General features: G+C 68.8%; 11 protein-coding genes and 3 tRNA genes. 10 read left to right on the top strand and 4 right to left on the bottom strand.

Annotated elements, in window-relative coordinates; translation table 11 throughout:
* The 4 genes from JX575_RS08370 to JX575_RS08385 all read left to right on the top strand — a co-directional run bounded on the left by JX575_RS08370 (nucleotide 1) and on the right by JX575_RS08385 (nucleotide 4,852).
* Nucleotides 1-624: a hypothetical protein gene (locus JX575_RS08370; protein WP_186341983.1), complete on the top strand. Its 624-nt coding sequence runs from the start codon at nucleotides 1-3 to the stop codon at nucleotides 622-624.
* A 329-nt stretch (nucleotides 625-953) separates the two neighbouring features.
* Nucleotides 954-2,534, top strand: a complete 1,581-nt coding sequence (locus JX575_RS08375) for a CHAP domain-containing protein (RefSeq protein WP_186341984.1) — start codon at nucleotides 954-956, stop codon at nucleotides 2,532-2,534.
* 273 nt (nucleotides 2,535-2,807) lie between these two features.
* Nucleotides 2,808-3,293: a cupin domain-containing protein gene (locus tag JX575_RS08380; protein ID WP_241005393.1), complete on the top strand. Its 486-nt coding sequence runs from the start codon at nucleotides 2,808-2,810 to the stop codon at nucleotides 3,291-3,293.
* A gap of 665 nt (nucleotides 3,294-3,958) precedes the next feature.
* Nucleotides 3,959-4,852: an aldo/keto reductase gene (locus JX575_RS08385; protein WP_186341985.1), complete on the top strand. Its 894-nt coding sequence runs from the start codon at nucleotides 3,959-3,961 to the stop codon at nucleotides 4,850-4,852.
* Nucleotides 4,853-5,303: 451 nt separating this feature from the next.
* Here the strand turns inward: JX575_RS08385 and JX575_RS08390 are convergent, their stop codons facing one another.
* The gene (locus tag JX575_RS08390; protein ID WP_186341986.1) at nucleotides 5,304-5,942 is read right to left on the bottom strand and encodes a DUF2867 domain-containing protein; all 639 of its coding nucleotides are present in this window, start codon (nucleotides 5,940-5,942) and stop codon (nucleotides 5,304-5,306) included.
* Between the two features lie 205 nt (nucleotides 5,943-6,147).
* Between JX575_RS08390 and JX575_RS08395 the strand changes: the two genes are divergently transcribed.
* From JX575_RS08395 to JX575_RS08405, 3 genes are all read left to right on the top strand, one after another.
* A complete protein-coding gene (locus JX575_RS08395; protein ID WP_186341987.1) occupies nucleotides 6,148-6,834 on the top strand; it encodes a TetR-like C-terminal domain-containing protein in 687 nt (228 codons plus the stop codon).
* Complete coding sequence (locus JX575_RS08400) at nucleotides 6,831-8,297, top strand: carboxylesterase/lipase family protein (protein WP_186341988.1); 1,467 nt, start codon at nucleotides 6,831-6,833, stop codon at nucleotides 8,295-8,297. The genes JX575_RS08395 and JX575_RS08400 overlap by 4 nt, the downstream gene beginning before the upstream one ends.
* Nucleotides 8,298-9,078: 781 nt before the next feature.
* Nucleotides 9,079-9,567, top strand: coding sequence for an SRPBCC family protein (locus JX575_RS08405; RefSeq protein ID WP_186341989.1), 489 nt, complete (start codon nucleotides 9,079-9,081; stop codon nucleotides 9,565-9,567).
* 559 nt (nucleotides 9,568-10,126) lie between these two features.
* Here JX575_RS08405 and JX575_RS08410 read toward each other — a convergent pair.
* From JX575_RS08410 to JX575_RS08420, 3 genes are all read right to left on the bottom strand, one after another.
* Nucleotides 10,127-10,201, bottom strand: a tRNA-Val gene (locus tag JX575_RS08410).
* A gap of 21 nt (nucleotides 10,202-10,222) precedes the next feature.
* Nucleotides 10,223-10,293 (bottom strand) — tRNA-Cys (locus JX575_RS08415).
* 35 nt (nucleotides 10,294-10,328) lie between these two features.
* A tRNA-Gly gene (locus tag JX575_RS08420) sits at nucleotides 10,329-10,401 on the bottom strand.
* 128 nt (nucleotides 10,402-10,529) lie between these two features.
* On the opposite strand from JX575_RS08420, the gene JX575_RS08425 reads away from it, so the two are divergent.
* From JX575_RS08425 to JX575_RS08435, 3 genes are read left to right on the top strand one after another with little or no spacing between them, the layout of a single operon-like run.
* Complete coding sequence (locus JX575_RS08425; protein WP_186341990.1) at nucleotides 10,530-11,357, top strand: aminotransferase class IV; 828 nt, start codon at nucleotides 10,530-10,532, stop codon at nucleotides 11,355-11,357.
* A complete protein-coding gene (hisI, locus tag JX575_RS08430; RefSeq protein WP_186341991.1) occupies nucleotides 11,354-11,716 on the top strand; it encodes a phosphoribosyl-AMP cyclohydrolase in 363 nt (120 codons plus the stop codon). Before JX575_RS08425 ends, hisI begins: the two co-directional genes overlap by 4 nt.
* Complete coding sequence (locus tag JX575_RS08435; RefSeq protein ID WP_186341992.1) at nucleotides 11,709-12,335, top strand: Trp biosynthesis-associated membrane protein; 627 nt, start codon at nucleotides 11,709-11,711, stop codon at nucleotides 12,333-12,335. Before hisI ends, JX575_RS08435 begins: the two co-directional genes overlap by 8 nt.
* Nucleotides 12,336-12,370 lie beyond the last annotated feature (35 nt).

A 12,370-nucleotide genomic window follows, 5' to 3' on the forward strand; every position in this document is an offset into this window, starting at 1 on the left:
GTGATCGCCTCGCACCGACACCGCTTCGTGTTCGTCAAGACCCGCAAGACCGCCGGCACCAGCCTCGAGATCGCGTTGTCGCGCCACTGCGGCCCCGACGACATCGTCACCCGGATCAGCCCCGAGGACGAGGAGCTGCGCGCGGCCGCCGGGGGAGTGGGCCCGCAGAACGACGACACCGAGCCCAGCTCGTACGCCCACATGGGCGCGCGCCGGGTCATCGAGGTGATCGGGCGCGAGACGTGGGACGACTACTTCACCTTCGCGGTGGAGCGCAACCCGTTCGACGTGGTCGCCTCGTCCTACCGCTACAGCGCGCGCAAGCCGTCGTTCACCAAGACCTTCGCCGAGTTCGTCCGCACCCCGAAGCGGATGGAGCGCCTCGCCCTCAACGAGCGGCTCTACCGGCTCGGTGGGCGGGTCGTCGTCGACCGGGTCTACCGCTACGAGGAGCTGCCCGCCGCGGTGGCGGACCTGTCGTCGCGCCTCGGCATCGAGCTCGACCTGCCCCACGCCAAGCAGGGGAGCGGGCCTCACTACCGCGAGCTCTACGGCCCCGGGGACGCCGACATCGTGGCCGCCCGCTTCCGCCGGACGATCGAGGAGTTCGGCTACGGGTTCTGAGGTGGCGGCGTGGTCGGAGGTCGCTCGCGCCCGTCGGAGTCCCCGCTCGAGCGGGGACTCCGACACCTGGAGGGGGTTGCAACGGCCTCCAGGTGTCAGACTTCCCCACCAAGTCCGCCCCGGGAGGCGGTCGATTCCCGCTGGAGCGACGAATTACACGTTTGATGTTCACCCATCGGCGTGGCGCGCTTGACATTTGACCCATACGATCGTCGCTTGTGCCCCAAACGTCACACGAGTCTCACGAGTCACACCCGGTTCGAGCACGCCTGACGACCGTCCGGAACGTCGTCGGTCGGGCGCTCGGGACGGCCAAGCTCCTCACCGGGTTGCTCGTCCTGCTCGCCCTGGTCGTGCCGACCACCGCGGGTCGGATCACCCTCGCGTCGTCCACCTACCTGTGCTCGGGCTACCAGGGGTGCGCGGCCGCGGGGTACGGCGACGGTGGCTACCGACAGGTCTCCTCGAAGCAGTACTGGCGCATGTACGCCGGGCACAACTGCACGAACTACGTGGCCTACCGGCTCATCCAGTCGGGCATGCCCGACGTCCGGCCGTGGGAGGGCAACGGCAACGCGTCGAACTGGGGCGTCGCGATGGCCGCCATCACCGACCAGACGCCCACCGTCGGCTCCGTCGCCTGGTATCGGCCGCACGTCACGCCGGCCGGCGGGAACGGGCACGTCGCCATCGTGGAGCAGGTCATCTCCGACACCGAGATCATCGTCTCCGAGGACTACTGGGGCGGCGACTTCTACTGGCGCCGCATCACCAAGACCGGCGGCGGCTGGCCGAGCGGGTTCATCCACTTCAACGACCGCGTGGTGCAGCCCACCTCGCCCCCCACGATCGCCGGGTCGGCCATGGTCGGCTCGCCGCTCGAGGTGGCCGTCGGATCCTGGACGCCCGCGCCCTCGAGCATCACCTTCCGCTGGCTGGCCGACGGAGCGGCCATCCCCGGAGCCACCGGGTCCGCCTACGTGCCCACGCCCGACGTCAAGGGCAAGACCCTGACCGCCGAGGTGACGGCGCAGCTGGACGGCTACACCCCCGGCGCCGCGGCCCTGGCGACCCCTCCGGTCGCACCCGGCACCTTCGCACGCACCCAGCTGCCGACGATCCAGGGCGAGCCCCAGGTCGGCTCGACCCTCACGCTCACCCCGTCGACGTGGTCCCCGCAGCCGAAGAAGTCCACGACCCAGTGGTACGCCGACGGCAAGCCCCTCGCCGACGCCACCGGCAACACCCTGACCCTCACCCGTGACCAGATCGGGCAGCAGATCAGCGCACGCGTCACGGCGAGCGCGAACGGCTACCGCAAGTCCAGGTCGAACGCACCGGCGACCGCGGCCGTCCAGGCCAAGCCGGTCACGCTGCTCAGCCCATCCCGGGTGACGGGCAGGGCCCAGGTGGGGCGCCGGCTCGTCGTGGAGCCCGGTCGCGCCAAGCCGGGCGACGCGTCCGCCACCTACCGCTGGCTCCGCGACGGGCGACGCATCGCCAAGGCGACGAAGGCCACGTACACCGTCCGCAAGGGCGACGTCGGTCACGCGCTGGCGGTCGAGGTCACGATGACGCGCCGCCACTTCCGGGCCACGACCGAGACCCTCACGGTGGCTTCCCCCGTCAGGGCCGTGCCCACCCTGCGGGTCCGCCCGGAGGTCAAGCGGGGCCGCGTGGTCGTCGACCTGCGCGTCAGGGCCGTGGGAGCACCCAAGCCGTCCGGCGCGATCACCGTCACCATCGGCCGCCGCACCGTCGAGGGCGAGCTGGTCGCAGGGACGGCCCGCGTCGTCGTCCGCGACGTCGCGCCGGGCACCAGGCCCGTGGTCGTCCGCTTCGCGGGCACCGACCTCGTACGGCCGGCGGTCTCGCGCTCGACGCTCGTGGTGCCGGGCGGCAAGGGCTGAGCCGGCCTCTCGTGCGGTGCTGGTGGGCGATACTGGGTTCGAATTTGCACGCGAGGGGGATCCAGGGATGGCCCGCAGGCGCGGTTTCGGAGCCATCTCGAAGCTCCCATCTAGACGGTGGCAGGCCTCCTACCTCGGCCCCGACACCCTTCGACACAAGGCGCGGGTCACCTTCGAGACGGCTGAGGATGCCGAGGGCTGGCTCACTGACCGACGTCGCGAGATCAAGCAGCACGGCGCTACCAACACGCGGCCAAGAACCGCGACAAGGTCATGGCCGAAGCCCTGTCGAACCTGGCGACGAAGGACCTCTCGGCCTGGCGCCAAGCAAGCCAGTTCACCATCCGCTTACGGACCGAGCCTGACCGACCTGGTGTGTCACACTTGCCCATGACCAACGTACCCATAGACCTCGCCGGGAAGTTCTTGTCGTTCTCCGAGCATTGGTCGCCGAAGGTGGTGGCGCGGTTGAACGACTACGAGGTCAAGGTCGTCAAGCTCAAGGGCGAGTTCGTGTGGCATACCCATGACGACACTGACGAGCTGTTTCTCGTGATCGACGGCGAGTTGACCATCCAACTGCGCGATGGCGACGTCACTCTTCGTCCTGGCCAGATGTTCGTCGTTCCGCGCGGCGTTGAGCACTGCCCAATCGCTGACGGCGAGGTCCACGCCGTGCTCATCGAACCCGTCGGCGTAGTGAACACCGGAAGCGCTGGTGGCACTCTTACAGCCGCGTACGACGACTCACTGGTATAGGTCGAAGCGTTTCGATTGCCGATCCCGTACTGGTCACGCTCCGCGGCTGCCGTTCACGGACCGTTGACACGCTGAACGTCCGTCCAGTCGCTTTCCGGGATCCCGTAAGCGAACCTCTGCAGATGCAGCGGTCCGAGTGTTGGCTGATCGGTGGCCGGTTGTCCCGCTGGGGTGTCGGAAGCCGGGGGAGCGTGCTGACGCGAGCAGAGAACTCGAACACGAACGGCTGGGCTGGCGGCGACGACGTACGCCTGTCGGTGACGAGCATGGCGTCGGAAGTCGCAGGGCGCCTCGGCAGATCCCAACCGCGGAGCACCACAGCACCAAATGCGAACTCCCCTCCAACTATCATCTAGCACAGTGGGGGGCTTGCCGCAAGGCCCCTGTCCTGCCGGAGACTCTGCCTCTGTTACCCCCGCATGAGCCCGCGTCCGGGCGACGCGACGACGGCCCGAATCGACTCGTGTCCCGATAGGGCGCGACTCGACTTGGCTCGAGTGGTGACCAGGTATCCAGCAAACAACGGGAGCTATGCAAGTGAACGAAGCCGAATCCGTGCACCTCGCTCGACACGTCACCTGCGGCGTTGATGGGTCTGCCGGCTCGCCCACGCGGTGCCACCCCTATGACGGCGCTCGGTAATGCGTCATCAGCAGTCACACAAAATGCTGACTGTCGAAGACGGCGTCTCCTCGGCCGGGTCCTGGTCGCTGGGGGGCGATCTGATGGTGCGGAGGATGGGCTTCGGCACCATGCGGATCACCGTTCACCGCGATCGATCGCGGGCTGTCGCACTGTTGCGTCGCGCGATCGAGCTCGGGATCAATCATCTCGATACTGCAGCGTTTTACGTCTCACCCGGTGGAACTCTTGGCGTAGGAACGGGATCTCCCAGATGGGCGACTGACCTGATTCGGGAAGCGTTGTGGCCATATCCGAATGACTTGGTGATAGCTACCAAGGTTGGACCCGGCGAAGAGGGGTGGGCCCGGACGCCGTCGGCGTTGCGGTCGCAGGTGGTGGAAAACCTGCGCCGTCTTGGACGCGACCATCTCGACGTCGTCAACCTCAGGCTGACCGGCCCTGGCCATGGCACCTTGGCGGACGAATTCGGCGCGCTCGCGGAGATGAGGGCCGAGGGTCTGATCAGGCACCTCGGCCTATCCGCGGCCACCCTTGATCACGTCGATGAGGCACAGACGATCGCCCCCGTTGTGTGTCTGCAGAACAGTTATGGTCTCGACTATCGGCGCCAGCATGATGAAGTCGTACGCGTTTGCGGCGAGCGCGACATCGCGTTCGTCCCGTTCTTCACGCTCGCCGGAACGGCCCGTGAGCAGGGGGCGACCACGGAGGCGAACGCTGCCGTTCAAGCCGCCGCCCGGGCGCGCGGAGCGACCACCCAACAGGTCCGCCTCGCCTGGGCGCTTCAGCAAGGACCCCACATGTTGGTCATCCCCGGCACCGGCAGCGTCGCGCACCTAGAGGAGAACGTAGCCGCCGGCGGTCTGCGGCTCTCGCCCCAGGAGCTTGCTGAGCTGGGGAGCACTGGATCCTGAACTCGACAACGAGTCCGCCCATTCGCGACGTGCGTCATCGACGCTACCGTCGCGGCTACGACCACCCGCAAGCGAATCGCCTGTTCGAAGTCTGCGACCGTGGGGCGCCCGTTGGCGTCGATGCGGCGATGGGGCGGCACTCGTGGATCACGTTCGGCCCACATCTGACGCTGAGCGGCGGCCTCGGAAACCCGCCACGGCCGGACCAGCAGGCGATCCGTCTCCAGCATGATCTCGGGGCCCTGCGCCGCTCCGTCGGTCATGAGCACACCCTCCCACGAGCGCGAACCGCGATCCGAGCGTGGCTCTGACGCGAGCGTGACCAGTGCGGGACCGTCACGCGGGGCGTGTCCCAACCCTGTCACCTGTCCGTGCAGCAGTCCGACCGATGCTGTTGCAGGATTGGGGCGACGGCACGTCGACATAGCCTGCGTCGTGCGCTCGCTTCGTGCTAGGAATCCGCGTTGCCGGCTTCTCTGCCTGCGGTCTGTACGGCGTGTCGGTGTGGGCGGCCGAGGTCAAGCCAGGCACGTTCCCATTGGCGAGTCAGTGCCGGGTAGACGATGAGGTAACGGAATGGAGCGATGGCGGCCATGTAGAGCCGTCCGAACAGTCCGTTGGGTTTGACCAGGGCCGCCATGCGCAGTTCGTATGCGCCGTCACCGGATGGCACCCAGCCCAGATGCATGATGTCGTGGACGGTTTTGTTGGCCAGTTCGCGGGCCGCTTCGTTGTCGAGCTGGTAGACCTCGGTGAACGGGTCGGTGCAGGGGGCGGCATGGGTCGCGGTCTGCGCGAGGTCGTGTGGGAGGCGGTCCCGCAGCGAGACGACCCGACCACCCAGGCCCGCCCGAGGGGCGTCCCAGCCGAGCAGGGCACCCAGCTTCCAGCGCACCGCGAACAGGAAACGAACCGGAGCAGGATCCTTGCGGTTGTCGTATGCCGTCCTGAGCGCATTGAGCATCACCAAGAAGTCGTCGGGGCCAGCGCCGGGCGCGCGGAAGGACCACACGTCCTCGATCTTGAAGTCGTGAGTGAACTCGTGGATCCGCCAGGGCTGTGCGGTGTGGGCTGCTTTCGGGATTCGCATCGGTCATTCCTCTCGAGCGGTGGGCCCACCCGGTCGGGTAGGGCCCGGCGATGGCGTCGCCGCCAGCGCGCACCGGTCGTCGGTGGCGACCAGCACTGTCGGCGTGAAGCCATGCCACTACCGCGGACGGCCCCTTTGGGACGCAATAGGCCAAACGTTTATGGAACTGGTTGTATCGGAACTCCTAGTTTCGTATCCTGCATCCATGTCCGTTGAGAAGCAAGCCCGCAACCAAGGGGGGCGCCCCCGAGACAGTCGCGTCGACGAGGCCGTCGCCTGCGCCGTTCGAGAGCTGCTGACCGAGGTGGGATACACGCGGCTCACGGTGACCGAGGTGGCGGCGCGAGCCGCCGTGGGCAAGGCTGCGATCTACCGGCGCCATGCCACGAAGCAGGAAATGATCTTTGACGTTCTCATGCCGAATCGGTTCCTGGCCGCTGCACCTGATCGCGGATCGCTGCGCGCCGACCTAGCCGCCGTGCTCGCCGAAATCGCTGACAGCATGGCCACGCCGCCGCCGGGGACGATTCCAGGTCTGCTGGCCGATATTCACGCCGACCCCGCACTGCAGGACCGGTTCGACGCGAAGTACCTCGGAGCCCAGCGCCAGACCCTTGCGGAGGTCCTGGACCGCGCGACCGCACGCGGCGAACTCACCACGCGTCCCGACTTAGCGACCCTCAACGCCTTGCTGGTCGGCCCCGTCTTCGCCTGGCTGTTCCTGCTGTCCGAATCCCCAGATCAGCTCCCCGCCCTGACCTGCGCGCTTCTCGACGCGACACTCGCCCTCATCAGCGCACAAACTCTGCCGCAGAACGGCCAAGACCTGACCGAACGCGCTGGTCCGGTCGGTCGCGCCCACCAGGTCGCGAGCGGCCGGGTACCGGCGTGACTGACGTCGAGACGGCGGACGGCATCGTCCGCGGCCGGGTCGGCAAGCGCGCGCGGCAATGGCGCGGCATCCCGTACGCCGCAGCGCCGGTCGGGGAGCTGCGGCTTCGCGCTCCCCAGCCGGTACGGCCGTGGACGGGAGTGCGCGACGCCACGCGCTTCGGCAGCGCTGCGGCGCAGCGGCGCAACCCGATGGTAGGACTGCGGCCGACCGGCGAGGACTGCCTAACGCTGAACGTGACCGCGCCGCTGGAGCCGTCATCGCGGCCCCGGCCGGTGCTGGTGTACATCCACGGGGGCAGCTATGTCTTCGACACCGGCGCGCGGTACACCGGCGAGTCGCTGGCGGCGCGCGGCGACGTGGTCGTGGTGTCGATCAACTACAGGCTCGGCGCGCTCGGGTACTTCGACTTCAGCGAGTTCGGCTTCGACGCCAACCTGGGGCTGCGCGACCAAGTGGCTGCCCTGCGGTGGGTGCGGCGCAACATCGCCGCGTTCGGCGGCGACCCGGACAATGTCACCGTCTTCGGCGAATCGTCGGGCGGCGACGCGGTGCTCACGCTGATGGTGACCCCGTCGGCCGAGGGGCTATTTCACCGGGCGATCGCGCAGAGCACCGCGGCCGACTGGGCGGCCATCGGTGACGTGGAGGCCCAGCGGTTCGCCCGGCGGTTCATCGGGTGTCTCGGTGTGGGCCGGGAGACCGCTAGGCAGGCGCTGGCCACCGCGCCGGTCAAGGCCCTGCTCGACGCCGGGCACCAAGCGCTGCAGGGGGCCCTGCACGCCAACCCAGGCACGTATGCGGTTTCGCCGGTCGTCGACGGGGAGTTTCTGCCGGTCAACCCGCTGGACGCGCTGGCGGCCGGGGACGGGCACCGGGTGCCACTGATCATCGGCAGCAATCGGGATGAGTGCACGCTGTTCCAGTTCGACCTGACCGTGCCGACGAGCCCGTCGGTGCTGCGGGCCGCACTGGGCCGGTGCGGGGCGGACTACGAGCGGGTCGTTGCCGCCTATCCCGGCTACCCTCAGCGGGCGGTCGCACTCCAGGTCAGCACCGACTTCGTGCTATGGCGGCCGATGCTTGAAGTGCTCCAAGGGCACAGCGGCGTCGCGCCGACGTTCTGCTACCGGTTCGACTTCGCTCCGCAGCTGTTGCGGGCTACGGGGCTGGGGGCGATCCACGGCATCGAGCTGCTGGCGGTGTTCGGTGGCGTGTCCAGCTGGCCCGTGCGGCTGCTGACGCTGCCGGGCGGACGGCGCGGCTTCCTCGCCGTGCAAGACGAGGTGCAGGACCACTGGCTGGCGTTCGCGCGCGACGGCAGGCCGTCGGCGCCGTGGCCGCAGTACACGGTGGAGCTTCGCAGCACGCTGGTCTTCGACGACCCTTCGCGCCTGGAGGCTGACCCGGAGCGAGGCAGACGGCTCGCCTGGGAGGGCATCCGCATCCCTGCGTCCGGGTGAGTCGAACCTAGAACGATCCCGCTAGAACGACCATTCCAGAGGAAGAGAGATCCAAGGAACTGCCAAGGACCACGACACACCGGGTCGACACGCCGGCCGGACCCGTCGAGTACGTCGACACCGGCGGCGGCGGTCCCGTCCTCGTGCTCACCCACGGCTTCCCGATGAACCACCTGCAGTGGCGCAAGGTCGTCCCGCTGCTCCTCGGCGTCCGAGCGTCCTACCAACCGTTCCGCTCGGCGCCCACCGACTGCCGATGCGCGCGGACGCCGACCCTCTCGCAAGGAGGACAGGCGCGGATCCTGGCCGACTTCATCGACGCCGCCCTCGACCTGCGCGACGTCACTCTCGTAGTGAACGACTGGGGAGCACCCCAGTTCGTGGTCGTCCTCGAGCGCGCCGAGCGGATCGGCCGAATGGTCCTCGTCGCCTGGGAGACGTTCGACAACCTCCCACCAGCCCAGGCGCGTCCCGCAGTGCTGCTCGCCCGCGTGCCGGGCGGGGCGGACCCGCTACTTCCGGCACGGCCGGCGCACGTGGGGCGCCCTGAGCCGCACACGGATCCGTCTGCGGGACGCACTCATCGCGACAGATCCGGACATTCGGCGTCGGAGCCTGGTGCCGTTGACCGCCGTCGGGCTGAGGATCATGACGATGTTGGAGGCGGTGGTCACCAGCAGCACTCGGGCATGGAACGGTTCCGGTTCCTACATCGCTGAGACGTAGAAGCGCTCGCTAACCTGCAGACAACGGTTCACAACGAAAGGTCGTCGTGGCTCGCATGAAGTTCACTACCTCGATCGAGATCGCGTTGCCACGCCAACACGTGGTCGAGCTGCTCACCGACCCGGCCAACCGACCGAAGTGGCTAAAGGGACTCGTGTCGCACGAGCCGTTGACCGGCGTGGACGGTCATGTGGGGACCGAGTCGCGGGTGGTCTTCGGGCAAGGCAAGGGCACCATGGAGTGCACCGAGACCATTACGCGTCGTGAGCCGACCGACCTCCGCGACTTCCCCGACGACAAGGTCGTCCACTTCGACCGCGAGATCGTCGCCGAGGGAATGTGGAGCGCCGCACAGGAGACCCTGTCCGAGTCCTCGCCCGGCACCACTGGCTGGGTGAGCGCGAACGAGTACCGGTTCTCCGGCCCCATGCGACTGATCGCGCCGCTCATGCGGCGCAGCTTCATCAAGCAAACGAGGCAGCACATGCTCGACTTCAAGGCGTTCGCCGAAGAAGGCATCGACGTTCGCGAAGGACGAGACTGACGCGTTCTGCGGTCGGGCGGTCTCCGAAGTCGAAACGAGTGCATACGTGTCTCGACAGGCCCGCGCGGTCATCGCGCCAGATTGGACGTTCGCGTCCCAAAAAACGTTGCCCGTGGCACCCCCAACCGGGCACGCTCACCGTGCCAAGTCGGATGCTCCACCCACAGGGCCTCGTCGGGATGCCGATGACGTCGCGTGACTATCCGCAACGCTCGTCGAGCTTCGATGCTCGGTCATGCTGCGACCTTCACCCGATGCCAGGGCGCCTGCCTAAGGAGAAGGAACATAATGGCCACCATCACCGATCACGACTCTTACATCGCTGCTGCGCCTGAGGCGTTCCGCCCGGTTCTCAGCGATCTCCGGAACCGGAAGATCCCGGCCGGCCAATCCTGAGGATTGAAACGCCGTTGCCGGTAGGACCGGCGCTGCGGCTGAACTGCCCAACAACCCGCATCTGGTGCTGCAAGTGCGCCCGGTCAGCGTCGGCCTTGTTGCACGTATGTTGCACGAGAGGCCGGCTTCCTGACGGAAACCGGCCTCTGACCTGCATGTTCTCTGGTGGGCGATACTGGGTTTGAACCAGTGACCTCTTCCGTGTCAAGGAAGCGCGCTACCGCTGCGCCAATCGCCCGGGTCTTGAGTTGTGACTGCGAGGTGGGTACGGGATTTGAACCCGTGTAGACGGATTTGCAGTCCGTTGCCTCGCCTCTCGGCCAACCCACCGTGGAGGTTCCGAAATGAACGGGGGAGACCTTCCGAGCGGACAACGAGACTCGAACTCGCGACCTCAACCTTGGCAAGGTTGCGCTCTACCAACTGAGCTATGTCCGCCTGCATCCCGTGGCCGTTTCACCGGCCCTGAGTGCGAGTGGAACAGTAGCCCATGCCCGACGAGGCCACAAAACCGACCCCCAGGTCCGAGTGTCCGGACACCTGCTCCGGCGCCCTAGAGTGACGCCATGCGCGCGTGGATCGACGGTGACCTGCTGGCCGACCCGATCCAGGGGGCCGTCGCGGTCACCGACCACGGGTTCACCGTCGGCGACGGGGTGTTCGAGGCGGTGAAGACGCTGCACGGCGCACCGTTCGCGCTGACCCGGCACCTCACCCGGCTCGAGCGCAGCGCCGCCGGCCTCGGGCTGCCCGCGCCCGACCTCGACGACGTACGCCGCGGGGTGGCGGCGGTGCTCGACGGCGCGGAGGCCGACCCCCTCGGCCGGCTGCGCATCACCTGGACGGCGGGGCCGCAGCCGATGGGGTCGGGACGCGGCGAGGGGCCGGCCACGCTCGTGGTCGCCTACAGCCCGATCCCGCACGCCGCGCCCGAGACGACCGTCGTCACCGTGCCGTGGACGCGCAACGAGAACGGCGCGACCGCCGGCCTCAAGACCACGTCGTACGCAGAGAACGTGATCGCCCTGGCCCACGCGCAGCGCCACGGCGGCACCGAGGCCGTGTTCGCCAACACCGCCGGCGACCTGTGCGAGGGCACCGGGTCCAACGTGTTCTACGTCCTCGACGGCGAGCTGCGCACCCCGACGCTCGCCGCCGGCTGCCTGGCCGGCATCACCCGCGAGCTGGTCATCGAGTGGTGCGGGGCGCGCGAGGTCGACGCGCGGCTGGCCGAGGTCCGGGCGGCGGCGAGCGAGGCGTTCCTCGTGTCCACCACGCGCGACGTCCAGGCCATCGCCCGTTGGGACGACCGCGACCTGCCGGCGCCCGGCCCGGTGACCCGGCGGTGTGCGCAGACGTGGTCCGCCCGCGAGGCTGAGACCATGGATCCGTGAGCACCCCCGACACCGGCCTCGACCCGGCGATCTCCGCACGACTGCGCCACACGGCGGAGGGCCTGGTCCCCGTCGTCGTGCAGCAGCAGGGCACCGGCGAGGTGCTGATGCTCGCCTGGGCCGACGACGAGGCGCTCGCCCGCACGATCGACACCGGCCGGGCGACCTACTGGTCGCGCTCGCGACGCGAGTACTGGGTCAAGGGCGACACCTCCGGGCACGTGCAGTGGGTCAAGGAGGTCCGCCTCGACTGCGACGGCGACACCCTCCTCTTCGTGGTCGACCAGGTCGGGGCCGCGTGCCACACCGGAGACCGCACCTGCTTCGACGCCGGCCTGGTGCACCGGGTCGATGGCTGAGCAGCCAGAGCAGCCCGAGCGGCCCGAACGGCGAGCGCCCGCGCGTCGCACCTTCGGTCCCGTCGTCCTCCTCGGCGTCGCCTCCGCCGCGCTGGCGGCCTGGGTGGCGAGCAAGCCGTGGGTGGACGGCACGGGTGCCGAGACCACGCCCGGTGTCGCGACGATGGACCCCGGTGAGGTCGCCTCCTCGCCGCTCGGCACGGCGCTCGCCTTCGTCGTGCTTGCCTGCTGGGGCGTCCTGCTGGTCACCCGCGGTCGGTTCCGCCGGGCCATCGCAGCGCTGGGGGTGCTGGCTGCGCTCGGCTACGCCGCCACCGTCGTGTGGGCGCCGTTCACGCTGCCCGACCATCTCGTCGAGCAGGTACGCCGCCGCACGGGCGCGACGCTCGACGACACCGCGCTGACCGGCTGGTTCTGGCTGGCGTGCCTCGCCGGGCTCCTCGTCCTGGCGTCGGCCGTCCTCGCCCTGCGGCTGGTGCGCAGCTGGCCCGAGATGGGCACGCGGTACGACGCACCGACCGGCGCGCCGACGTCCGGCGACACGGACGCGACGGGCCGTCCGACCGACAACATCGACATCTGGAAGGCCCTCGACGAGGGCCGCGACCCCACCGCCTGAGGCACCGCCTAGACTTCCTCCCGCAACCGCACGAG

This window comes from Nocardioides sp. zg-1228 (genome assembly GCF_017086465.1).
In the GTDB taxonomy this organism is placed as follows: domain Bacteria; phylum Actinomycetota; class Actinomycetes; order Propionibacteriales; family Nocardioidaceae; genus Nocardioides.